Below are 23,819 nucleotides of genomic sequence, written 5' to 3' on the forward strand. Positions count from 1 at the left end.
AAACCCACTAAAAATGGAGAAAAACAGATGCATGAGAGAGAGTTTACGATAGATGCAAACAATCCCGAGTTGGAGTTTTTTTGTGATTTGGATGATGCCTATGCAAAAAGTATTTGTGAAAATGAACTTGAAATTCCAGAGAATTGTATTAAAAAAATAGAGTGTTTTGAGGATGCTTTTAAAATATATCTGCAACCGTCGCGTCACTACTACAGAGATGACTGGTATGTCAATCTGACCCGTTTGGATTATGTTTCATAAATGAACACTCGTCTTCTATTTTAATATCCTTATAGTGTGCCTGCATAAGCTCGGCGGCAATGCCGTTGCCAAGAGCTATAGGATCTTTTTTTTCATCCAGAATCGGCGTTGTGCCATAGCCGCAGCTTGGTGATTTAGATTTAAGAATAATGCGGTCAACTTGCGGGTGAGCTGCTATAAAAGTATTGATTTCATCTTCTAACAGTTTTGTCACATCCTTGTTTGTTTCATCAGTAACAATTCTGTTTTCACCTTCTCTCAGCATAACATTAATGCGTTCTCTGGGTGTTCCAAAAAGCGGTGCTTCAGGACAAAATGGAATTATTTCATACCCTTTTAACCCTTCTGCAACCGCACTTATCTTTTTTGTTTTCCCATCATAACGGCATTGCTCACCCAAAATACATGCCGAAACAACTACCTTTTTTTTAACAAATGACAATGGACTTTAACTCCGTCATCTCTTCTATGGCAAAACGCGGACCTTCACGCCCTACACCACTAAGTTTCACTCCACCATAAGGCTGTATATCAAAACGAAGTGTCGGCATATCATTTATGACAATTCCACCAGCATCAAGCTCATCTATCGCACGGTTTGTAAGATTTAAATCATTTGTAAATATTGAAAACTGCAAGCCATAAGGCGAACCATTCATTCTCTCAACCGCATCGTCAAAATCAGCCACCTTCACCAGTGAAACTATCGGTGCAAAAACCTCTTCACAGATAATTGCCATATCATCTCTGACATTTGCCATCACACAGGGGTAAAAAGTTCTCCCCTCCAAACGCGGAACCAACAATGGAATGGCTCCCTCTTTTATAGCCGCATCCACCCACGCCATCGCGCGTTGGCATGATTCATCATCTATAAGCGGGCCCATAAATGTTTCTTCATCATAAGGACTGCCTACTTTTAATTTCTTTGTTGCTTTTGCCATCAACTCTGCAAACTCATCATAAATATCTTCTTGCACATAAATTCTTTGCAAAGATATACACACCTGACCGGAATTGACAAAAGCACCCATGGCACATTTTGTGGCTGCATAGGCCAGGTCAGCCGATTTTTCTATGAATGTCGCTGCATTGCCTCCGAGTTCAAGCCCTATTTTTTTAATCCCGGCATTTTTTGTAATAATGTTACCAACAGGAACACTCCCCGTAAAACTGATCACACGCGGAATATCACTTGTAATCAAAGCATTCCCCACTTCAGCATCACCATATACTACACTCAAAGCATCAGGTACGGCATAATCACTCTCAATAAAAAGCTTTGCAAATTTATATGCAGTCAACGGTGCTTCGGGTGTCGGTTTAAGCACTACAGCATTTCCCGCTACAAGTGCTGGTCCGAGCTTGTGCGCCACGAGGTTTAAAGGAAAGTTAAAAGGTGTAATAGCCACTACAACACCTGCTGGTTCGCGTCGAAAAAAGCTAAGTGTTTTTTTTCCGCTTGGCATTGCATCAGTGTTAATTGTCTCCCCATGCATAGTCCGCATTGTTTCCGCTGAGAGGGTTATAGTCTCAATACAGCGTTCAACCTCTATGCGTGAAAAAGTTATAGGTTTGCCCACTTCGTCTGTAATGGTTTTTGCCAAATCTTCTTTATTTTCTTGAAGCTTTTTTGCAACATCAAGGAGCCATGCACAACGCTGTGCCAATGTACTCTTTTTAGCAAATACCGCAGCCTCCTTTGCAATTTTTAAGGCTTTTTTTGCATCTTCTTCACTGCATACAGGTGCAGTTGAGACTACTTCTCCGTTATAAGGGGACTTTCTTTGGCTCACTTCAGCTTTACCAACTTCTGTAGAACCGAAAAATATTTTTGCTTCTTTCATCACTTTTTCCTAAGATATCATTTTATAGTAAGAAAATTATATCATTTTAATTGTAATCTAAATATAATTACAGAATGAAAACCTTTATAACAACTCTGTTTTTAGCCTCTTCTTTGTTCGGATTTGTAACAGACAAATGGCTGCATGATTATGATAAAGCCCTCAGTCTGGCACAAAAAGAGCAGAAAAATATCTACCTCTTTGTTGGAGCGGACAAATGCCACTTTTGCAAAAGATTTAAAGAGACAACACTTTCTCAAAAAAAAGTCATCAACAAACTGCGTCAGAACTATATTCTCTTATATCTTTCCCGTGACCGGCACTTTATTCCAAAAAAATTCCAGAGATTCGGCGTTCCAAGGCACTATTTTCTTGATTCAGAGGGAAAAATTTTATTTGAAAGTTTCGGAGTGCTTGAGCCCGCAGGCTTTTTTACTCTTCTTGATGAAGCTGATTTAAATTCAGACGACTAAGAGCAGGCAACATCACAATACCGGTCTCTTATTTTTTTAAAATCCTCAATATTATTTAAAAATATATCAACAAGCAGAGGGTCGAAGTGTCTTCCTTTTTCTTCTTCAAACATTGCAACAATATCTTCATCCTTCCAGGCTTTTTTATAGACTCTTTCGCTCCCAAGTGCATCAAAAACATCTGCCACAGCAGTAATTCTTGCATATAGGCTTATATCTTCTCCCGCCAAACCTCTTGGATATCCTGAACCATCATATTTTTCATGATGCTCATAAGCGACAGTGGCTGCAATTTGTAAAAGTTCTTTATCACTGTGTCTGAGCATTTCGTACCCCAAAGTCGTATGTGTTTTCATAATTTCACTCTCTTGAGCGGTATGTCTTCCTGGTTTATTGAGTATGGCATCAGATATACCTACTTTTCCGATATCATGCATTGGACTTGCTTCTTTTAACATTTGTGCATGAAATTTATCCATACCACTGTACTCCGCCAACAAGCGGGAATATTCCGCCACCCGCCTAACATGGTTTCCTGTCTCTTTGGAACGGCTCTCACCGATTGTTCCCATTGTAAATATGATTTCTTTTTGCGTTTCACGAATCTCTTTGTTTAAAGCTACTATATCTTTAATTCTTCTGTGTACCTCTTCTTGAAGATACTCATTCATATTTTCCATATTTTTCTGTAACTCTTGCAAAGCTTTTTTATCTGTAATATTTTCTCTCAGTGCATGGTAACCGACCACTTCATCCCTCTCATCCGTATAGGGTGCAATATGTGCATTAACCCAGTAGGCACTCCCGTCTTTGGCTCTGTTTTTAATCTCGCCATACCACTCTTTTCCCGATTTCAAAGTACTCCACATATCTGCAAACAGCTCTTTAGGCATATCAGAATGTCTTAAAATATTATGGTTTTTTCCTAAAAGTTCTTCTTTGGAATATTTACTTATTTTGCAAAATGCTTCACTGGCATAAACAATCTTTCCATGCAAATCAGTTGCAGAAAAAATCACCTCTTTGTCAAATGTCTGAAGCAAATATTCTTTGTCCATTATGGTATTTAAAAAATTATTTTTCACAATAACATCCCTCTGTACTCACGCTCACTCTGCATAGTTTAGCATATATTAAATTAAATTGTAATATTTTCCAATATTTCTATATTTTTCGGAGTCACAATCAGTGCATCAAACATATAATCAGGATCCAAAGCATTTTTTTTCATATATACATGGGCGGTTTTTATAAGGCGGGAGAGTTTTGTCGGTGTTATATTTTGGATGGCGAGTTCATAATCTTCGCCGCTTTTTACTTCTACAAAATGCAAAACATCATCTTTCGTGGCAATAATATCAATCTCGCCAAAGCGGGAATAAAAGTTCCGTTCTATTATTTGATAGCCGTTTTGGGTTAGGACAGAAACAGCTTTATCTTCTGCTATGTTTCCTTTTGCTCTGCTCATGGGTTTATGTCCTTTCTTGGCAATTTTCAAAGCAACTCTCAGCCCAGACTGAAGTCTCAATGCCATTAAGTTAAGAAAATTAATGCTTTCTCGGAACCGGTACTTCAGTGCCGGCTGAGAGTGGCAAGACTATTGCAACAGCCGGCACTGAAGTACCGGTTCCAAATAAATGCTTAACTTAATGGCATTGAGGTTTTAACCTGGGCTAGTGTTCGTTTAGCAATTTATTACTTCAACTTGAACAGACTTAAATGCAGCCGTTAAAATAAGTTCATCACTCTTGTCTCCAAAGAGATTGTTTATTTTAGACTCAGCATGGTGAAAGGTTGCAAAAAGCGTTTTTGGCTGAACTTTGTCTGTAATTTTTACTCTAAGCGGATTCGTTTGTCCCCATTCACTTTTGAGTATGACCTTTTCACTGACAAAATCATCGGCATCGCCTTCATACACTAACAATATATCTTCTTCATATCTGTCATTGAGCTTTGGACTTCGTTTTGTCTGGGCGGCATTATTATAGTGTGCGAGTGTTCTTCCTGTTGTAAGATGGTAGCCTTTAAGAGATTTATTTTGTATCTCTTTCACCATACCTCGAAGTTTATACTGATGATATACAAAGTATCCATATCCGTCCTCTGTTCTAAAATCCAACTGGTGTAAAATTGGTGTATCTTCCGTATGCACAGGCCATTGCAAACCTCGTTTACGGTGTTTTTCAAGCCTATGATAGTCTGCTCCGCTAAAACGTCTGTAGGCAACTTCCCGTACCTCATCCCAGACATCTTTTGAGCTTGCATAGTTTGCATCTCCACCCATTTTATTGTCAAGCATTTGCAATACTTCCCAATCATCAGGCAAATCGGATTTTACAAGCGGTTGCGAAAGATGCAGTCTTCGCATTGCATTGACATAAACACCGGTTTTTTCATACGCTGATTTCACACCCACGACAATATCTGCCCGATTTGCGACATCCGTCATAAAAAGTTCTTGTACAAAAAGCAGTTCAAGGTGTTCAAAAGCTTTGTCTACTTTGTTTAAATTTGGATGAATGTGTGTTAAGTCTTCGCCGATATTAAGTACTGCTTTGAGTCTGTCTTCTAACATCTCATCGACAAGTTGCGGCGTCATAAGCCCCACCTCTTTTGGCTCTTGATAATCTGGGTCATAATAGGGCAACATACCCATATCACAAGTTCCCTGAACATTATTTTGCCCACGCAACGGCATCAGTCCTGCACCCACTTTACCGATATTGCCTGTCATAAGCGCCAAGTGTGTGATGGCCATCACTGCATAACTACCATCCAAATGCTCTGTGATACCTAATCCCCAAAATATCATAGATTTTTTCAGTGCATATTCACGTGCTACTTTGCGTACCATTTTCGCCAGATATTCATACCCTTCAAGCTCATTAAAATAATCAGGATTCGCATACGGATCACTCAATATTTTTTCTTTAAATGCTAAAAATCCTTTGGTTCTGTCTGCTATAAAACTCTCATCATATAACTCTTCATCTATTATGACATAGGCTAGCATATTTAAAATCAGCAGATTGGCTTCATGTGGCATAATCGCTTTATATTTTGCAAATCTATGCAATTTTATTTCCCGCACATCAAATACTGCCAAATTATCATGTTCACGGGCTACATCAAGAATACGATTTGCGATAATAGGATGTGCCTCTGTCGTATTTGAACCAATCACTATCATAAACTCGGTATTGTAAATATCATTATAAGGATTTGTTGCCGCACCCTCACCTATGGTTACACGCATTCCTTTGAGAGAAGGAGAGTGACATACACGCGCACAGTTATCGACATGCGGAGAATTGAGCGTATGACGGGTAAATTTTTGAAAAAGGTAAGAACTCTCACAAGATGTTCTCGCCCCACCGATGGAAGCCACAGATTTGCGACCGTACTGTGCTTGAATCTCTTTCAGTTTGAGTGCACAGGCAGTCGTTGCCGCCTCTAAATCACATTCATACCACGTTTCATCAAGATCCACCAAAGACTTAGCAATAACATCTTTAATAGTCGGGTTCTTCTCTAAAAAGCTTTTACGAATTCGAGGTGTACGCAGTCTGTCCTCGGCATCTACAAAATCAAATCCGTATTTGCCTTTTATACAAAGCTTTCCCTGAGAAACCACTCCGTCAGGGTGTGCATATATTTTTTTTATTTTATTCTCTTTTACATCCACATCTGCTGCTATATCACAGCCTACACCGCAGTATGTACATACACTGTCTATTGTTTCTATATTTCCCATTTTTTCCGCGCTCCCTAACACCATCATTCATTTGATAAGATTTTTTAAAAAGTATATCGTGAATCTCAGAGCAAAGCGAGGATTTGCTTTCTAAGATATGTTTTTTAAAAAATCTGCAGTTCAATGAAGGTAGTTTACAATTCTTTGCCTTAAGGCTGATGGAAGTAAATTCATAAGCTGAATGATTAAATAAAATCTAAAAGGAAAAGCATAAAACTTCTTTCTTTTGTCTATTGCTTTTTTCATCCGTCTTACTCCCTCTTTCGTTTCCAACAAAAGCGGCATAGTAAAATCATTTTTATCTGTCAGTTCACTCTTTATAAATCCCGGTAAAAGTATACTTACATGTAAACCGTCTTGCGTATACTTGTATCGAATTCCCTCTGCATAGGCATTGAGTGCACGCTTTGATGAGGCATATACTTTGGCACTCGGGAGTGTAAAAAGCGAAGAGAGTGAGGAGATAAATACAATGTGCCCACTTTTTTTCGCCTGCAGTTTCGGTAACAAAACTTCCAAAATTGCATGATTTGCAAGAACATTCACCTTGTAAAGATTTTCAAATGCTGCTATTGTTGGTATGTTTTGTGCATGACCAAGAGAGATACCGGCATTTAAAATTACCAAATCGACAACACCGATTTCTTCTATTTTTTCTTGCAGTAAAGAAAAATCAGTCACATCCACAGCAAAAATGTTAACAGCTTTACATGTAGAGAGAAGTTCCTTTTGCAGTTTTTGCAAACGCTCTTCTCTGCGAGCTAGCAAAAAAAGCTCTACATCTGAAGCAGCATATTGACGGGCGAACTCTGCTCCAAGACCGGAACTCGCACCCGTAATGAGAATTTTCACTGCTTTATACAATCCTGATCATAGCAGGCTTTGCATTGACAAAATCAAGCTGTTCTATTTCATTCATCATATTTTGAATGTCTTTTTCCAAAGCTGTATGTGTCGATATAAGAAGATTTGCACTTGCGTTTTCTGTCGGACGCTGCAGCATTGTCTCAATCGAAATATCATTTTGTTCAAAAATTTTTGTCAATCCGGCAAGCACGCCTGCTCTGTCTGAAACATTGATTCTCAGGTAGTATTTGGATCTGATTTTTTCAGTTGGCTTGAGCGTGAGCTGACTCCCTTCCATCGGTCTGTTAAATCCGAGCATAGGAGTCGATTTTCCACTTCTAGCAATATCTATAATGTTTGCCACAACTGCTGAAGCTGTCGCATCACCACCTGCACCTGGTCCATAATACAATGTTTCACCTACTTTGTCACCTACAACAGAGATACCGTTCATCACACCGTCTATCTTTGCTATCATCTCCTCTTGTTTGATTAAACAGGCATGCACACGCAACTCAACTTCATTTTTGTCTTTTTTTGCAATACCCAAAAGCTTGATGGCATAGCCGAACTCTTTTGCAAAAGATATATCATCCTGTGTAACATTTTGTATACCTTCTATGAGAATATCTTCAGGTTTCGCGTCAATGCCATAGGCAATCGAAGCCAATATAAGCAGTTTATGCGCTGCATCATATCCGCCCACGTCAAAAGTAGGGTCCGCCTCGGCATATCCGAGTTCCTGAGACTCTTTGAGTATGTCATCATAGGCCACACCCTCATTTGTCATTTTCGTCATCATGTAGTTACATGTACCGTTCATAATACCCACTATTGACTCTATATGATTGGCTGAAAGACCGTCACGAAGTGCTGTAATGATAGGAATACCGCCGGCGACACTCGCTTCAAACTCAAAAGCTTTGTCTTTGGCAATCTCTTGGAGTTCGTACCGATGATATGCCAAAAGTGCTTTGTTTGCAGTCACAACAGATTTTCCGGCTTTGAGTGCACGCTTGACAACTTCAAAAGGCTCTTCCACTCCGCCCATCAACTCTACAACAATGTCTATCTCTTCATCATTAATAATATCATCCACATTGTCTGTGAGTGTTATATCCAAACCTCTCTCTTTTTGAAGATTTTTAACCACACCACTTTTGACAACAATATCAACACCCGCACGGGCAGAAATCACATCAGCATTCTCTTTTAAAATCTGCGCTACACTTGTTCCTACAGTTCCTACGCCTATTATTCCGACTTTTATCATTATTTTTTACTCTCTTTGTTACAATCATCAAACTTTTTTAAAAACTCTTTTATGTTTCTGGCAGCCTGACGGATTCTGTTGTCATTTTCAATGAGTGCTATGCGAACATACCCCTCACCGTATTCTCCAAAACCTATACCCGGAGCCACAGCAACACCTGCTTCAACCAACAGTCGTTTTGAAAATTCCAAAGAACCCAGATGTGCCACACATTCAGGAATTTTTGCCCATACAAACATAGTCGCTTCATTCTTTTTAATATGCCATCCAGCACGACCAAAGGCTTCGATAAGCACTTCCTGACGGTGATTGTACTTCTGTGTAATTTCACTCACGCAGGTCTGGTCTCCATTTAACGCAACAGTTGCCGCCACCTGAATAGGTGTAAACATTCCATAATCCAGCCAAGATTTTATCTTCTGCAGAGCACCAATTAGTTTTTTGTTTCCGACAAAAAAGCCTACACGCCAGCCTGCCATATTGTATGACTTGGAAAGTGTAAAAGACTCGACTGCCACATCTTTTGCGCCTTCTACACTCATGATAGAAGGTGTTTTGTAACCGTCAAAAGTAATATCACCGTAGGCAATATCGGAAATTATATAAAATCTCTTCTCTTTTGCCATCGCAACAAGACGTTCATAAAACTCAGGTGTAACCGTTGCCGTTGTCGGGTTGTGCGGAAAATTCACCAAAACATATTTTGGTTTTGGAGAGCTCTCTTTAAAGACCTTTTCCAAACTCTCAAAAAAGTGATCTTCATTTACCCGGTAATGTTCATCAAACTCTATACCGAATTTGATGACATTGCCTCCGGCCAAAATAAAAGAGTATTCGTGAATCGGGTAGGTAGGATCAGGCACAACCGCCACATCTCCTATGTTTGTAATGGCATAGGTAAGGTGCGCATACCCCTCTTTTGAACCCATAGTTGCAACACATTCTGTTTCAGGATCAAGCTTACAGTCATAACGGCGTTCATACCAGTCGGCAATTGCTTTGAGGAGTTTTGGAATTCCTTTTGAAGAGGAGTATCCGTGTGTTTTTGTTTTTTGGGCTGATTCGACAAGTTTGTTTCTTATATGCTCCGGCGTAGGACCATCCGGATTTCCCATAGAAAAATCTATAACATCTTTACCCGCACGGCGTTGGGCCATTTTTATATCATTAACTTCCGCAAATACATACTTTGGAAGTCTCTCAACTCTATTAAAATTAAACTCATCAAACATTGTTTACCCTATAACATGAAATATTTAGTGCTATTTTAGCGAAAAATTATTAGAATAAAGTTACAGTCTGCGAATTAAGTACCTATCCCACCCCAATCCTAAAAAAACAGGAATTTAAAAGAAGAACAATAATTGCTTAAACTCTAAAAAACTAAAGTGATTACATATGGCAACAAAAACAAGAGAAAAATTAGCGAAAAAGCGTTCTATAAGAGGGTATGCAGATCAAGCCCAATCAAATCAACTTTTAAAATTGTTTTCAGAGGTGACAGACTATCGGAAACCTCAAGGTAAAAGACACCGACTAGAACATATTTTATATCTTTCAGTATTGGCTGGATTGATGGGAGCAACTGACTATAAGCAAATATCTATTTGGATAGAGAAGCATATTCAAAAAGAACAAGTTAAAAGATTATTAGGTGTAGAGTTTATATTAACACCAAAGAAAAGTTTGGTTTCTGATGTGTTAGCGAAAGTTGATAGCCAAGAAGTTGAAGTTGTTTTTAGGAAATGGATAAGAACCTATGTCGATACAAGAGGAAAGCACCTGAGCGTAGATGGCAAGGTTATGAATGGCAGCAAATACAAAGATAAGAGATCAATAGAAGTAGTTGGTGCTGTTTTATCTGAGATAGGGGTAATAATTGCTCATCAACAAATAGCAGAGAAGTCGAATGAAATACCTGCCCTTCAGGCTATGATAGGGGAATTGGGAGATGAATTTATCTTTACTTTTGATGCAATGAATACCCAAAAAAACTCTTGATGCTATCGAAAATAGTGGTTCAAAATATATTGCCAAGGTAAAAGATAATCAAAAAACCTTACTTGATAAAATAGATGAAATTTCAAGAGATATAAAACCGACAAATATTTACAAGGCTAAACCTGTCCAACAATCTAATGAATGGATTAATAGGAAGGTGTTTGTATATCAACCAACTACTTTTTATCATAATGGCATAACTCATATTCGCTCAATAATAAAAGTTATAAAAAAAGTAGAGTCAACAAATCATAAAACTGGCGAGATTACTAATAGCACTAGAATTCAATTCTGTATTGCAAATTTTCATGAAAGTGCAGAATTCTTTCACAATAAAATTTTACACCATTGGAAAGTGGAAACCATGCATCAATACAAAGATAATTCACTTTTAGAAGATGCTCATAATTGTCATTTAAATCCATTTTTAATGACTATTCTTAGAAGTATGATTTTGAATATTTTACACCTTAATGGTGCAAAATCTATACAAGAACAACTCATCAACAATAGATGGGATTTGGATGACTCTATCGCTCAAATATTAAAATTGAGTTTTTAGAGGATTGTGGTGTACCTATCCAGAAATAAAACCAATTAACAGCGATAAGAAAACACTTCTAGTGCTAGGCACATTTTTGCAGGACTAGCCGTAGCTAATTTAAGAAAATGTAACGACGCAATGGGAGTGTTTCCTTGTCGCCCGTAGGGAGTTTTAAAATGATACCTATTACTGCGTTAAAAACCCTTGAAGCTACCAGTAGCTCCTGCGAGTTTTTGCCTTGTACTAGACATCATTTTAAAGCTCTGTTATTTGGTTTTATTTTTGGATAGGTACTTATCTTGTACCGCGCGGATACAACACAAGCTCATCTTTCACATTTTTGAGTGTATGCATATCCGATATTTTGATATATTTCGCATTTTTAGGCATTCTCAGTGCCAGTTTTTTATAGATTTTATTTTTTTTAAAAAGTTTTAAAAGGTGTAAAGAAGCATCATAATAAGCAATATACGGATACCATCTGTTTCTTCTTGAACTTTTTATCGTCAAACTTCTGATTTTTGAAATATCTAGCCAGTGGGCATACAAAGAGCGTTTTAATTTCAGCTCTTCGCCTGTATGCAACTGCCCCACATTGAGATATCCGTTGCTTATGTCAATGGTGTATGTCCACTCTTTGGCAGAATTTTTTTCTACGTCTATTATATTACAACCGCTTTTTTGCAGTTCGTTTTGCAGTATCAAAGGATCGGTTGCATACTCTGATGTAAGATTGATACTCCAGGAAAATTCTGAACTGTCAAAATTTGATGCTGTTGTCACATATCTGAAATAGCCTAGATTTTGTAAAGTGTCTTCCATGATTTTTACAAAAAAGAGAGGATAGCCGCTTGTTTTAAAATTGAGCCGAAAATCCTGTGGTGAACGAAAAAAAAGATTTAACAGACCATTGTCTTTGAGTGTCTGTATGACTTTTACCGCATTGACTCTGTCTTTGACATAAAAAGAGGATTTCGGTTCAAAAATCACATTGATAAAATCTTTGTTTGTCTCATAGGATTTCTCACCTAAAAAGCTTTTGATTTTCACATCCAATGGGTCTTGTGTTATATCAGCACAATTTGCAAAACTGAAAAAGAGTGCTATAAGAGCAAAGACTTTTACCATGCACTGCCTCTGTTGAGCCTTTTAAATTCCTCAAAAGTCAACTCCTTCACTGCACCGTCTTTATACAGGAGTCTTAATGTTTTTTTCGAATTAAATTTCTTTTTCTCTGCATCCGTGACAACATCTATGTAGCCATGCCCAAAAATCAAAAGCCACTCTTTGTCCGGATCAAGATCAAACTCTCCCGTAAATGTCTTTTGATACTTCCTGTTCGTTGCCACATCAATATAACCCATCCAGACTTTTGATCTTGCAATAATTTTAAAACTTTTCTCTACGGCTTTTTCCTTTTTTATTGCAACTTCCTGTGTCGTGTTTGCATCTTTGAGTGTCTTGTTTTCATCTTTTTTCTGACTGACATTTGTATCAACAGCTACAATCTGAATATTGTTTTCTTTTGGAGGAGGAGTCTCTGTCTCTTTATCTGTCTGTTCCACTGTATAATACAAAGCAGCAAGCAGGGCAACCATCGCAAGTAAAATATAAAAAAGTGTGAAGTTTTTCTCTTTTTTCGGTGCTATAAAAATCCCGTCTTCAGTGGTTGTCTCAACAGGATTTTTTTCATTATAATAGGCAGTTCCGGCATTTTTAAGTTCACTTAAATCAATGTTGTACTCTCTTTGGAGTATCGAAATAAAACCAATAAACTGAATTTTGTTCAAACCGTCAAAGCTTGCATGTAAAATTGCCTGTATATGTCCTACCGGTATGTGTGTATCTTCATAAATTTTCTGTGCGCCGATATCTTTTAATTTTTGCAACCCGTCATTGTTCATATCTCATCCTGTCCATTAAAATAGCTCCGGCAACACTTACATTCAGTGAATCAAAATCATGTGCCATTTTTATACTGACTATATTATCTAATTTTGCGCTTACTCTTGCAGTAAGACCTTCTCCTTCATTGCCCAGGACCAAAAGCCTTTTTTTCGCAATTTTTGCTTCTCTGATATCAATGCCGCCCATATCAGCACCATAGCTGGCAAAACCGGACATCTTAAAATCATTCAATAAATTATGAATGTTGTTTTCAACAGCCAAAGGCATATCAAAAAGTGCGCCGGTACTTGTACGAAGCAACGGTTCAATATTAAGATGTTTGATTCCACTGACAATAATCGCATCCACACCCAAAGCATAGGCACTTCGTACAATAGCGCCGATATTGCCGACATCTGTGAGCCCTGCCAAAACGACTACAAACTCTTTGTCTAAAAATGTCTGGTAATTATGGAGTTCGTAATCTTGTACTTCAGCCAAAAACCCCTGATGGTTGGCATTTTTACTCATTTTAACGGCTGCTTCATTTGGAATGCGTTTTATTTCAAAACCCATTTTCATAAGACGGGAGTACTCTTTTTTCTCAAGTTCTTTTGCAAGATACAGAGTCTTTATTTTTTGCGGATAGTTGTTGATAAGATAATATATTGGTTGTTTGGCATAAATTAACATGAGAGTATTTTATCCAAAAAAGTGTTTATTTAAAATTTTTTCAAAAATTTACATTAATCTTTGATAAATCTCTTTTGTATTTTCGCCTGTAATTTTACTGATGAGTTTTGCCTGCACTTTTTTAGGCAAGTCCAGTGCCAGTATATCGTTTTCACTGACGGCAGAACTGTTTTGTTCATTAGCTGCCTGAATCACCACAACCCATTCGCCACGAAAATTTCCATCAAGTTTTGCAACTATTTCAGCTGCAGTACCACGCAGATATCTTTGATATTTTTTACTCAGCTCTTTGCACAGAAATATTTCTCTTTCAGGCGCTTCTTTTGCAATTTCTAAAAGCAGTTTTTCCAAACGATGGGGAGACTCATATAAAACTGTAGTATAGCCACTGTGCAAAGCACGCTGCAAACCTTCACTGCGACTGCTGCCTTTATGATCCAAAAATCCTAAAAACAGCATTTTTGTTTCACAAAATCCACTCGCAACAAATGCAGTAAGTACGGCATTGGCACCGGGAAGCACATCATAGGAAATATTATGTTCCAGACAGTAGGCAACAAGCACCTGTCCCGGGTCGCTTACACCGGGCATACCGGCATCACTGACATAGACAATATTTTGCTCAAAAAAAGCGGGGGAAAGTTTTTCAACAAAACTTTGTTCATTATGAGAATGCAGGGCAATAAACTTTTGATCGTCTTTAAACTCAGTATTATAACGTTCTTTAAGAATACGGATGAGTTTTTTGGTAACGCGGGTGTCTTCGCATAAAAGTGTGTCGGCGCTTCTCAGAGCATCAATCGCTCTGAGTGAAATATCGCCGATGTTTCCAATCGGAGTTGGAACAAGAGTCAGCAAGTTAAAAAATTATTTTTTATTGTAACGCGCGTTAAATTTCTCGATACGACCAGCTGTATCAACCATACGCTCTTCACCTGTAAAGAATGGATGACATTCATTACAAATATCAATTCTCATTTCCGGCTTTTGGCTTTTTGTTACAAAACTATTTCCACATGCACATGTTACAGTACAGTCAACTAACTGAGGGTGAATACCTTTTTTCATCTTTTTACCTTTTGATACTCGTCGAAGTACGAATATCTATATATTTTTTAAATCCGTATGGGGGCAGATTTTCTGAACGGAATTATACCAAACTTTTTCTTAAATTTATACTTTCTAAAGCAATATTTTACTTGCAACAGCCATAACAGCACTCTCAGAACGAAGAATCATAGGTGTACCCAGCCTAAAAACTTCCTGATTTTTCAAAAACTCTTTTTCTTTGGCTGAAAACCCGCCCTCACAGCCTATCAGTACCGTTGTAAAATCACTCTCACACTCCAGTTTTTTATCTGTAAAATCAAAAACTTTTGTCTCCGGATTTTCTTTGATAAATACTTCAAGCCCTTTACATGTAGCAAACTCCATAAACTCTGTTCGCCCACACTGCTGATTTGAAGCCTGTAAAATTCGTTCAAACCGCTTAAAATCAGGTTTAAAGTTTTTCTGACTGCGCTCACAGTAGATGAAAGTAATCTTCTTCACCCCTGTTTCGTTCAGACTTGCCAGTACTTTTTCAACAGACTTGTTATCAATGACACACCAGCCGATATGCAGCTCTTTTTCTGCTTTGACTCTCAGAATTTCTGAAGAAATACGCGCAAACTCTGCCGTTCTTGGTTCTATCTTCTGCAGCCTGTAAAGATGAAGCGTATCTATATCTTCTTTATTGCGAAAGCCCAGTTCGTCACCGACTTTGTGACGGCGTACTTTTATGAGGTATTTAAAGTCTTCGCTCTTTACATGTAAAGTCTCCTGCCCTGCCTCTGCATTGAAAAGATATACCATTTTACAAAAACCACATCCACAGTGACATCAAAAGCACCAAAACAAACTCTGCCTGCAAAATTGTTCTTGCAAACGGTTTGTATGCATTAAAAGCATGCTCTTTTTTCGTACTCAGATATTTTAGGGCTTTTAACCTTTTTGTTTCCAAAACAATCAACACAACACCTAAAAGAATCATAGCAATATTTTCTATGCTAAAATGCAAATGCTTTGCCGCCATCATCACAATACCGGTAAACAAAAGCGAACCAAGTATTGTCATTGTCAAAGGTGTCAGATACAAAGTATTAACCCTTTTGTACTTAGAAAGCTCTTGAAAACTTATCAGAAAAAAAAGATTTATAAAAATCATCACTAAAATTGCAACAGCAGACCAACTATGTAGGCTTAAACCCATATTATACATTTCATTCATAACGAAATTATATTATAATATGTCCATTAAACAAAGAGTCTGCACAAAGGATATACTATTATGACTGTAAGCATTGAAAAAGCACTCGAACTGATTTATACAAATACAAAAAGAAAATCGCTCAAAATACTGCCGATTGAAGAAGCTTTGGGCTATATACTTGCCGAAGATATTACAGCGACACACAATCTGCCGCCTTATGACAATTCCGCAATGGACGGATATGCGGTAAAGATAGAAGACTCTGACAAATGTGTCAGAGTATCGTGCACAATTTTTGCAGGTGATAATTTTCAGGGGGAACTCAAACACGGAGAAGCCATCAAAATCATGACAGGAGCAAGAATTCCGCTTGGAACCCAGTGTATCGTACCGATTGAAGATACACAAGAGTGCCAAAACGGTGTCAAACTTCCCGACAATCTTGTCATCTCAAAGCATATCCGTCTCAGTGGTGAAGATATAAAAAAAGAGACTCTGCTCCTCTCCTGCGGCGATATTATTGATGCCCACCAAATCACCCTGCTTGCCTCTCAGGGAATCAGCCATGTTAAAGTATACAAAAAACCTCGTGTCGCGCTGTTTGCCTCAGGCAATGAATTAAAAATGCACTTTGAGCAGATTACCGAGTATCAACTCTACAATACAAATACACCAACTCTCCTCTCCCGCGTCAAAGAACTTGGCTGTGAAGTGGAGTTTATCGGTACTGCCGCAGATACTTTGGAAGATATTCATACGCATATCCAAAGTGCGCTTGACTGTGATTTTATCATTACAAGCGGCGGGGTAAGTGTAGGCGATGCTGATTTTACAAAAGAAGCTTTTGGAATTTTTGGCTATGAAATTCTTTTTGACAAAATAGCTATAAAACCTGGAAAACCGACCACTTTTGGAAAAATCGGAAACAAAGTCATCTTGAATCTGCCTGGAAATCCGCTCGCAGCCGCTTTGAATTTTGAGCTTTTCGGAAGAAGCATTATTTATGCAATGAGCGGACAGAAAAACAAATACATCAATCCCATTACTGCCAAAATGAAAAATGATGTCACACTGCGTTCAGGAAGAAGAACTGTTATTCCCGGCTATTTTAACGGTGAATATTTTACAGTTTGTGAACAGTATGCTCCGGGGATGATTTCTCCTTTGGCAGAGGCAAACAGTTTCATCATCACTGATGAAAACTGCACAGAGGTTCCAAAAGAGACTCCTGTTAAAACAATCAGCACCAAGTTCAGTTTCTGCAGTGCAAACTTTATTCCTCTAAGCTAAAGCATCCCCATAGCAAGCTTTGCTTCATCACTCATCTTGCTTTGATCCCATGGCGGATCATACACCACCTCAACATCAAGTTCTTCTACAGAACCGTCTTCAATAATATTGGCAATGTTTTTCACCATATCTATAATAATCTGACTCATGGAACAGGTTGGTGCGGTAAGCGTCATGACAACTTTGCATTTGTTGAGCTTGCTTATCGGATCTTTTTCACACTTGACATCATAAATAAGACCAAGATTATAAATATCTACCGGAAGTTCAGGATCATATATCTTTTTTAACTCTTCAATAACCCGTGCTTCACTCTCCTTGGGCGTCACATCTCTTATATCACTCATGCATTCTCCTCTTTACATCTTTTGGCATACATGTAAACTTTGTTTAAAAAAGCCTCCAGACTCTGCTGACGGACAGGAGAAAGATGTTCGATTATTCCTAATTTCTCAAGCTCTTTGGGATCAAAGGCAAGAATATCATCCACCTCCTGTCCGCTGAAAATATCTAAAAGCAGACTCAGCATTCCCTTTGCCATTTCACTGCTGCCCTCACCTCTTATAATAAGCTTACCCTCTTTACACTCACCGACAAGCCAGGCAGGAGATGCACAGCCTTCTATAAATGTTGCTTCATTTTTTTCTTCTTGGGGCAGTGTGGTATGTTTTTTCCCCAAATCAAAAATATATTCAAACTTTTCGTTTGGTGTTTCAAACATCTCCAGATCTTCTTTGTAGTAATTTACTTTGTCCCTGACACTCATAACTCTTCTCCAAACACAGTCTCACAGCAGTGATGGCAGGTGGCTATACACTCCAACTGTCCATGACCGTAATAGACCTTTTCAAAAGAGAGGTGCACATTTTCTCTTGTTTTTTCATCTTCTATCGCATCAATAATTTCGTTTGCAAAGGCCAAAATCAACATTTTTCTGGCTTCTTCAAGAGAAATACCCCGTGAGCGAAGATAAAAAAGCTGCTGGGCATCAAGCTCACCTATCGTTGAACCATGACTCGCTTCCACATCATCAATATAAATTTCCAACTGCGGTTTACTCGCCATATAGGCTCCGTCATTGAGTAATACGGCCTGAGAGTTTTGGTAGGCTTTTGTACCGCTTCCCTCTGCCTTGATTTTAATCAAAGCATCAAAAATTCCCCGTCCGCTTTCTCCTAAAATAGTTTTTACTTTTTGGGAACTTCTTGCATTTTTTGCCGCATGTACAATCTGAGAAACTGTGCCTCTTTTACTCTCACCTTTTGTATACAAAAGATGGTGTGCTTTGAAATCACTTGACTCCATCAGTTTTGCCTGAATCAGCTGGAGTCCGTCGGCATTTCCAAAATCAAAACTGAAAAAATTTGCACTGCTTTGTTCTGAGAGCTCTATAAAATGCGAATAGAGTGGTGTATAAATACCCTCTACCAATGTTTCATCTTTTATAAAAGTAAAGCATGTATCTCTTTGAAGATGAATATCACAGCCGTACAGCACCAAACTCTCTTTTGCATCACAGCCTATAAAAGATTCACTGAGTGTCACTTTTATATTGGGTGCCGTTTGTACCGATACTCTGTAGGCTATAAGTGCATTTTCCTGCGTATATCTGTGTAAAACCTTTATACTGCTGTCATTTTCAAAATTGATTTCTATTATCTTTGGAGAGAGCAGATGCCCCAGATAATAGAGTGGGTCAAAATGTTTCTCAGCAATAGTATGTCTCTTTGTATAGCCAATTTTCAGGCCCTTTGGAGCACGCACTACAACACCGTCAACAATCTCCACAAAATCGGCTTCTTCAATTTCGGACTCTTTTTTTGCAACTACTCTGTACTCGGTACCCAGAAGTTTTTCAACAGGAAAATAGCGATACTGCTCCGTTTTTTTCGTCGGCAGTCCAAGCAGTTGCAGACGCGATGCCGCAGCTTCTGTCTCTTTTGTAACCACAGAGGAAAGATTTGCTAAAGTATTTGCCAAAACTGTCTGTTTCATTTTAAAACTCCTCAAGAGCTGTGTATCCCTTCTCTTCCAACTCTGCCACAAGTTCAGGACCTGCAGTTTTTACAATTTTGCCGTCTTTAAGAACATGGACATAATCCGGTTTGACATACTCAAGGATTCTGCTGTAGTGGGTGATAATCAAAAATGTTCTGTTTTCATCTTTGATTTTGTTGATTCCTTCACTTACCGCCCGCAGAGCATCAATGTCAAGTCCCGAATCAATCTCATCCAAAATAATAAAATCAGGTTCAAGCATCAGCATCTGCAGCGTTTCGTTTCGCTTTTTCTCTCCGCCCGAAAAGCCCTCGTTGAGTGAGCGGGTAATAAGTTCGGGTTTCATTCCAAGTTCTTGTGCCAGACGCTTTGCTTCGCGTAAAAATTCTGCAGCGTTGAGCTCTTCTTTACCTTCAAACTTTCTTTTTGCATTCACAGCAGTTCGCAAAAAGTATGCATTGCTCACACCCGGAATCTCTACAGGATTTTGAAAACTTAAAAATATACCTTTAAGCGCACGCATTTCCGGTGCTTCTTCAACAATGCTCTCTCCTTTGTAGAAAATATCTCCCTCCGTCACAGTAATGTCATAATGTCCGACAATGGCTTTGGAGAGTGTTGACTTTCCTGCACCGTTTGGTCCCATAATCACATGAACTTTCCCTTTTTCAAGACAAAGATTCAAGCCTTTTAAAATATTTTTCTCACCTATATTTGCATGTAAATTTTTTATTTCCATCATTGTATTCATCCTACACTTCCCTCCAATGTTAATTCTAAGAGCGCTTTTGCTTCTACCGCATACTCCATCGGCAGTTGGTTAAACACCTCTTTACAAAATCCGTGTACTATCATGCTCACAGCATCCTCTTCGCTGATACCCCGTTGACGCAGATAAAAAAGCTGCTCGTCGCTGATTTTTGTTGTTGTTGCCTCATGTTCGACTTTGGCATGGGCACTTTTGTTCTCAAGATAAGGAAAAGTATGCGCTCCGCACTCACTTCCGATAAGCAGGGAATCACATTCGCTGCGATTATGCGCACCTTCTGCTTTTGCCGCCATTTTTACAAGCCCGCGATAACTGTTCTGTCCTCGCATCGCCGAAATGCCTTTTGAGATAATGGTTGAACTTGTATTTTTTCCCAAATGAATCATCTTTGTCCCTGTATCTGCCTGCTGTGCAAGCGTTGTCACAGCCACTGAATAAAACTCGCCCACACTGTTGTCTCCTTGCAAAATACAGCTTGGATATTTCCAGGTGATGACGGAACCCGTCTCCACCTGCGTCCAGGAAATTTTGGAGTTGTCTCCCTTGCAAAGACCGCGTTTGGTAACAAAGTTGTAAATGCCGCCTTTGCCCTCCTTATCACCCGGATACCAGTTTTGAATGGTAGAGTATTTTATCTCTGCATCTTTCATTGCAATAAGTTCCACAACAGCGGCATGCAATTGCGAATCATCCCGCATCGGAGCCGAACAGCCTTCATTGTAGCTCACATAACTTCCCTCGTCTGCTACAATCAGTGTTCTCTCAAACTGTCCTGTGTTAAGCGCATTGATACGAAAATAGGTACTGAGCTCCATAGGGCAGCGAACCCCTTTTGGAATGTAGACAAAAGTACCGTCTGTAAAAACAGCGGCATTTAATGCTGCATAATAGTTGTCACTCATCGGGACGACACTGAACATATACTTTTTTACAAGTTCAGGATAATCCTGCAGCGCTTCAGAAATAGAACAAAAGATAATCCCGTGCTTTTTGAGCTCCTCTGAAAATGTGGTTTTTACAGAAACCGAATCCACAACAGCATCTACGGCAATTCCCTGCAACTGCTTTTGTTCATCCAAAGGAATGCCGAGTTTTTTATAGGCTTCAAGAATTTTAGGATCAACTTCATCAAGGGAGTTTGCTCCCTTTTTTGGAGCCGAAAAATAAGAGATTGATTGGTAGTCTATAGGTTCGTAGGTTACATGTGCCCAGTGGGGCTCTTGCATTTTCTGCCATTTTTCAAGGGCATTTAAACGCCACTGCGTCATCCACTCCGGTTCATTTTTCTTTTTGGAAATGAAACGAATGGTTGTTTCATTTAAGCCAGGAGGCAGTGTGTCCTGTTCTATATCTATCTCAAACCCGAGTTTATACTCGCCCGAGACAGCTTTGTTAATCTCTTCTTGTGCCATATCTCTTCTCCTTTTGTATCAAAAGAAACAGTGTTTTTTACTTTTATGCAATTTAAGTATAGCACTCTATTATTAAAAAATATTAAGAAGACTCAGACACTTGCAGGATTTAAAAAAGTTTCTCCTCTTTTTATCTTTTCAAAAAGGTCTTTGTCTTTAAAATCCTCTAAAACCTGTGGTGAAAAAACAATCTCTTCAAGCTTGATTTCACCCATATTTTTAGAGTGGGCATCTTGCACAAAACACTGTGCATAGCCTGTGGCGGTTTCATGCACTATAACGCTCTCAAGACGCACCTCTTTTTCTCCGTTTTGTGTTGATATGAGCGACAAAAGTTTCTCTATCATCACAAAAATAACACGTGAAAACTGCTCTGCCGAAGGTGATACCGGCAGTTCTACCCAGCGTGCAGAGTGTTTTTTCATATCACGGACAAACTCCGGATCATCATCACGCCACAGAGCAATTGCATGGTCAAAACTCTCCACAAGATCTTTCATGTTTTGCTTCATCAGTCCAAAATCATAAACCATCTGTCCATTATCCAAAAAATTGGATGCAAAAAGCAGTTCTACTTTGTAGGAGTGTCCGTGGATAGAACTTCTACATTTGACAGTCGAGCATCCCCGTACTATATGTGCATTTTCAAATTTAAAAAGTTTTCGTATTATCATTCTCTTTCCTATCTTACATAAATATTTTATGGCTCTGTTTTTGAAGCTCAGACCAAAGGGAGGATTTGTCTTCTAAAATTGAGGCATAAAATATATTATTTATACCCCTTTATTGGCATCCCAGATTCTTATGTGCAGTCTGTCACTGAAATTATACCCCTTTGCCTTGCAGAACTCTATGAGCGGCTGGGTGTTTTCTTCCAACTCTTTTTTGCTGCCTGCTACGGGCATACAGTAAACCTTAGTCTGAGGGGAATGCATGGTAACGCTTTGTATCTCTTCTTCTAAGGCTATATTTATAGACTCTTTGTCAATGGAAAATTTAAAAAAAGCATCTTTGGCATTCGCGGCAATATTATAAATCACATCACCGCGCAGACGCTTGTTCAGAGACTCTCCAGAATTAAAAAGCTTCACTGATAGAGCAAACACACACTCTTTATAGACCGGATATTTTTCAAAATCAACCGTTAAAGAACCGTTTGTTTCAAAAGTTATCTGATGTCCCTTTGCCACCAGAGCTTCCAAAAAAGCAACAAAAAGTACATCATTGGCATAAATCAAAGGCTCGCCGCCTGTCAAAACAATATCTACAGCTTCCGGTAAATCATACAAAGAGAGTACATTCAGCAACTCTTCTACTTTGTGAACAGGTACCCAATTTTGTAAAAAATGTTCTTTATTGACCGCATAAACTGTGTCACAGCCGACAACAACTGTGCCATCATTTGCCATTTCTTTACAGCCAAACCCTTCACAGCGCATATTGCATCCGCCGAAACGGAAAAAAAGAGAAGGCGTGCCTACATATTTGCCTTCGCCCTGAATAGAATAGAAATGTTCAACGAGGTAGATCATCCACCCGTCTCATAAAAAGCTCTGTTGGAAACTTCATCATCCTCTCCGCCCCAGCGATTTTTTTCCGGTTTCGTGCGTACTACTTCTTTTAAAACAGCCGCAGCCCCTTTTATATCGCCTTTTTTGATTGACTCAGCAATGCTCATTGCCTCATCAAAATACAAACACGGTATCAAATTTCCCTCAGCAGTCAGCCTTATACGGTTGCACTGCTTACAAAAGTCATCACCGTAAGGCTCTATAATTCCGAACCGGTAACCGTCTTTCATTCTGTAATAATGTGAAGGAGACGAACCGTCAAAACCTTCGTCTTCAAACTCATATTTTTGTCTGAGAATTTCCAGAAGTTCTGATGATTTAAGCCCTGAAATGTCCGCTTTGGCAAATTTATTTTCCATGTACTCTATAAAACGCACACTCATATCACGCTCTTTGCAGTACTCCAGCACATCCACAATTTCATCTGCATTCATGTTTTTCATAGGCACCATGTTTACTTTGACTTTGAGCCCTACTTTGAGTGCTTCATCCACGCCTTCAAGTACATTTTTCAAAACATCTTTGCCCGCTATAGCCTGTGCCACTTCCGGTTTAAGGGTATCTATACTGACATTAATACGCTTAAGCCCGGCATCTTTAAGACGCTGTGCCGTGCCTTTGAGCAAAAAAGCATTGGTTGTCATTGCCAAATCAATAGCAGGTTCATAGTCATAAATCATTTTGATAAATTTGTCCAAATCTTCTCGCAAAAGCGGTTCGCCACCTGTGATACGAATCTTTTTCACACCCTCGTCAATAGCCACTTTCATAAATTCGAATAACTCTTCAAAGCTCAATAAATTTTCTTTTGGAACCCATGAAAACGGTTTTTCTGGCATACAGTACTGACATCTAAAATTACATCGTTCGGTCACAGAAACTCTTAAATAATCTACCACTCTGTCATAGCTATCAATAAGCATTATATTTCCTAATTTTAATTATTGTC

Annotated in this window: 28 protein-coding genes; 5 read left to right on the forward strand and 23 right to left on the reverse strand. The window is 38.8% G+C overall.

The window, feature by feature from the left end; genetic code table 11:
- The first annotated feature begins 27 nt into the window (after window positions 1-27).
- Entirely contained in the window at window positions 28-261 is a 234-nt protein-coding gene (locus tag FJR45_RS10780) for a hypothetical protein (RefSeq protein ID WP_193150531.1), read from the forward strand.
- Here the strand turns inward: FJR45_RS10780 and FJR45_RS10785 are convergent.
- Together FJR45_RS10785 and FJR45_RS10790 are read right to left on the reverse strand one after the other, a co-directional pair.
- Complete coding sequence (locus FJR45_RS10785) at window positions 230-703, reverse strand: 2-thiouracil desulfurase family protein (RefSeq protein WP_193150532.1); 474 nt, start codon at window positions 701-703, stop codon at window positions 230-232. The genes FJR45_RS10780 and FJR45_RS10785 overlap by 32 nt on opposite strands.
- The gene (locus FJR45_RS10790; protein WP_193150533.1) at window positions 690-2,108 is read right to left on the reverse strand and encodes an aldehyde dehydrogenase family protein; all 1,419 of its coding nucleotides are present in this window, start codon (window positions 2,106-2,108) and stop codon (window positions 690-692) included. Before FJR45_RS10790 ends, FJR45_RS10785 begins: the two co-directional genes overlap by 14 nt.
- 74 nt (window positions 2,109-2,182) lie before the next feature.
- Between FJR45_RS10790 and FJR45_RS10795 the strand changes: the two genes are divergently transcribed.
- A complete protein-coding gene (locus FJR45_RS10795; protein ID WP_193150534.1) occupies window positions 2,183-2,581 on the forward strand; it encodes a thioredoxin family protein in 399 nt (132 codons plus the stop codon).
- On the opposite strand, the gene FJR45_RS10800 is transcribed toward FJR45_RS10795, so the two are convergent.
- From FJR45_RS10800 to FJR45_RS10825, 6 genes are all read right to left on the reverse strand, one after another.
- A complete protein-coding gene (locus tag FJR45_RS10800) occupies window positions 2,578-3,666 on the reverse strand; it encodes an HD domain-containing phosphohydrolase (RefSeq protein WP_193150535.1) in 1,089 nt (362 codons plus the stop codon). The genes FJR45_RS10795 and FJR45_RS10800 overlap by 4 nt on opposite strands.
- Window positions 3,667-3,719: 53 nt before the next feature.
- Complete coding sequence (locus tag FJR45_RS10805; RefSeq protein WP_193150536.1) at window positions 3,720-4,049, reverse strand: YraN family protein; 330 nt, start codon at window positions 4,047-4,049, stop codon at window positions 3,720-3,722.
- A gap of 216 nt (window positions 4,050-4,265) precedes the next feature.
- The gene (locus FJR45_RS10810; RefSeq protein WP_193150537.1) at window positions 4,266-6,335 is read right to left on the reverse strand and encodes a molybdopterin oxidoreductase family protein; all 2,070 of its coding nucleotides are present in this window, start codon (window positions 6,333-6,335) and stop codon (window positions 4,266-4,268) included.
- Between the two features lie 120 nt (window positions 6,336-6,455).
- Entirely contained in the window at window positions 6,456-7,187 is a 732-nt protein-coding gene (locus FJR45_RS10815; RefSeq protein ID WP_193150538.1) for an SDR family NAD(P)-dependent oxidoreductase, read from the reverse strand.
- 4 nt (window positions 7,188-7,191) lie between these two features.
- Window positions 7,192-8,454, reverse strand: coding sequence for a homoserine dehydrogenase (locus FJR45_RS10820; protein WP_193150539.1), 1,263 nt, complete (start codon window positions 8,452-8,454; stop codon window positions 7,192-7,194).
- A complete protein-coding gene (locus FJR45_RS10825; protein ID WP_193150540.1) occupies window positions 8,454-9,686 on the reverse strand; it encodes an LL-diaminopimelate aminotransferase in 1,233 nt (410 codons plus the stop codon). The genes FJR45_RS10820 and FJR45_RS10825 overlap by 1 nt, the downstream gene beginning before the upstream one ends.
- 166 nt (window positions 9,687-9,852) lie before the next feature.
- On the opposite strand from FJR45_RS10825, the gene FJR45_RS10830 reads away from it, so the two are divergent.
- The gene (locus FJR45_RS10830; RefSeq protein WP_193149934.1) at window positions 9,853-10,455 is read left to right on the forward strand and encodes an ISAs1 family transposase; all 603 of its coding nucleotides are present in this window, start codon (window positions 9,853-9,855) and stop codon (window positions 10,453-10,455) included.
- Between the two features lie 28 nt (window positions 10,456-10,483).
- Window positions 10,484-11,017 (forward strand): hypothetical protein, encoded by a 534-nt coding sequence (locus FJR45_RS10835; RefSeq protein WP_347402235.1) that lies wholly within the window; start codon window positions 10,484-10,486, stop codon window positions 11,015-11,017.
- Window positions 11,018-11,293: 276 nt separating this feature from the next.
- On the opposite strand, the gene FJR45_RS10840 is transcribed toward FJR45_RS10835, so the two are convergent.
- The 7 genes from FJR45_RS10840 to FJR45_RS10870 form a co-directional block, all read right to left on the reverse strand.
- Entirely contained in the window at window positions 11,294-12,127 is an 834-nt protein-coding gene (locus tag FJR45_RS10840) for a hypothetical protein (protein ID WP_193150541.1), read from the reverse strand.
- Window positions 12,121-12,903: a hypothetical protein gene (locus FJR45_RS10845; RefSeq protein WP_193150542.1), complete on the reverse strand. Its 783-nt coding sequence runs from the start codon at window positions 12,901-12,903 to the stop codon at window positions 12,121-12,123. Before FJR45_RS10845 ends, FJR45_RS10840 begins: the two co-directional genes overlap by 7 nt.
- Complete coding sequence (gene rlmB, locus FJR45_RS10850) at window positions 12,893-13,579, reverse strand: 23S rRNA (guanosine(2251)-2'-O)-methyltransferase RlmB (protein WP_193150543.1); 687 nt, start codon at window positions 13,577-13,579, stop codon at window positions 12,893-12,895. The genes FJR45_RS10845 and rlmB overlap by 11 nt, the downstream gene beginning before the upstream one ends.
- Before the next feature lie 48 nt (window positions 13,580-13,627).
- Complete coding sequence (gene rsmI, locus FJR45_RS10855) at window positions 13,628-14,437, reverse strand: 16S rRNA (cytidine(1402)-2'-O)-methyltransferase (RefSeq protein WP_193150544.1); 810 nt, start codon at window positions 14,435-14,437, stop codon at window positions 13,628-13,630.
- 9 nt (window positions 14,438-14,446) lie between these two features.
- Window positions 14,447-14,647 carry a 50S ribosomal protein L31 gene (gene rpmE, locus FJR45_RS10860; RefSeq protein ID WP_151899487.1) on the reverse strand — a complete coding sequence of 67 codons (201 nt, stop codon included), beginning with the start codon at window positions 14,645-14,647 and terminating at the stop codon, window positions 14,447-14,449.
- Window positions 14,648-14,761: 114 nt separating this feature from the next.
- Window positions 14,762-15,433, reverse strand: a complete 672-nt coding sequence (locus FJR45_RS10865) for a 16S rRNA (uracil(1498)-N(3))-methyltransferase (RefSeq protein WP_193150545.1) — start codon at window positions 15,431-15,433, stop codon at window positions 14,762-14,764.
- Window position 15,434: 1 nt separating this feature from the next.
- Window positions 15,435-15,848: a hypothetical protein gene (locus FJR45_RS10870; protein WP_193150546.1), complete on the reverse strand. Its 414-nt coding sequence runs from the start codon at window positions 15,846-15,848 to the stop codon at window positions 15,435-15,437.
- Window positions 15,849-15,908: 60 nt separating this feature from the next.
- On the opposite strand from FJR45_RS10870, the gene FJR45_RS10875 reads away from it, so the two are divergent.
- On the forward strand, window positions 15,909-17,120 hold the full coding sequence (locus tag FJR45_RS10875) for a molybdopterin molybdotransferase MoeA (RefSeq protein WP_193150547.1): 1,212 nt from the start codon (window positions 15,909-15,911) through the stop codon (window positions 17,118-17,120).
- Here the strand turns inward: FJR45_RS10875 and FJR45_RS10880 are convergent.
- The 8 genes from FJR45_RS10880 to moaA all read right to left on the reverse strand — a co-directional run bounded on the left by FJR45_RS10880 (window position 17,117) and on the right by moaA (window position 23,793).
- Window positions 17,117-17,467 carry a metal-sulfur cluster assembly factor gene (locus tag FJR45_RS10880; protein WP_193150548.1) on the reverse strand — a complete coding sequence of 117 codons (351 nt, stop codon included), beginning with the start codon at window positions 17,465-17,467 and terminating at the stop codon, window positions 17,117-17,119. The two genes, FJR45_RS10875 and FJR45_RS10880, sit on opposite strands and share 4 nt — an antisense overlap.
- Window positions 17,464-17,886: a SufE family protein gene (locus FJR45_RS10885; RefSeq protein WP_193150549.1), complete on the reverse strand. Its 423-nt coding sequence runs from the start codon at window positions 17,884-17,886 to the stop codon at window positions 17,464-17,466. Before FJR45_RS10885 ends, FJR45_RS10880 begins: the two co-directional genes overlap by 4 nt.
- On the reverse strand, window positions 17,883-19,115 hold the full coding sequence (locus FJR45_RS10890; protein ID WP_193150550.1) for a SufD family Fe-S cluster assembly protein: 1,233 nt from the start codon (window positions 19,113-19,115) through the stop codon (window positions 17,883-17,885). Before FJR45_RS10890 ends, FJR45_RS10885 begins: the two co-directional genes overlap by 4 nt.
- Before the next feature lies 1 nt (window position 19,116).
- Entirely contained in the window at window positions 19,117-19,860 is a 744-nt protein-coding gene (gene sufC, locus FJR45_RS10895; RefSeq protein WP_193150551.1) for a Fe-S cluster assembly ATPase SufC, read from the reverse strand.
- A gap of 5 nt (window positions 19,861-19,865) precedes the next feature.
- A complete protein-coding gene (gene sufB / locus FJR45_RS10900) occupies window positions 19,866-21,299 on the reverse strand; it encodes a Fe-S cluster assembly protein SufB (protein WP_193150552.1) in 1,434 nt (477 codons plus the stop codon).
- A gap of 92 nt (window positions 21,300-21,391) precedes the next feature.
- A complete protein-coding gene (locus tag FJR45_RS10905; RefSeq protein ID WP_193150553.1) occupies window positions 21,392-21,973 on the reverse strand; it encodes a 6-pyruvoyl trahydropterin synthase family protein in 582 nt (193 codons plus the stop codon).
- Window positions 21,974-22,072: 99 nt separating this feature from the next.
- On the reverse strand, window positions 22,073-22,831 hold the full coding sequence (locus tag FJR45_RS10910) for a 7-carboxy-7-deazaguanine synthase QueE (protein WP_193150554.1): 759 nt from the start codon (window positions 22,829-22,831) through the stop codon (window positions 22,073-22,075).
- Window positions 22,828-23,793 carry a GTP 3',8-cyclase MoaA gene (gene moaA, locus FJR45_RS10915; protein ID WP_193150555.1) on the reverse strand — a complete coding sequence of 322 codons (966 nt, stop codon included), beginning with the start codon at window positions 23,791-23,793 and terminating at the stop codon, window positions 22,828-22,830. Before moaA ends, FJR45_RS10910 begins: the two co-directional genes overlap by 4 nt.
- Between the last annotated feature and the right edge of the window lie 26 nt (window positions 23,794-23,819).

The organism is Sulfurimonas sediminis, assembly GCF_014905115.1.
GTDB classification, from domain to species: domain Bacteria; phylum Campylobacterota; class Campylobacteria; order Campylobacterales; family Sulfurimonadaceae; genus Sulfurimonas; species Sulfurimonas sediminis.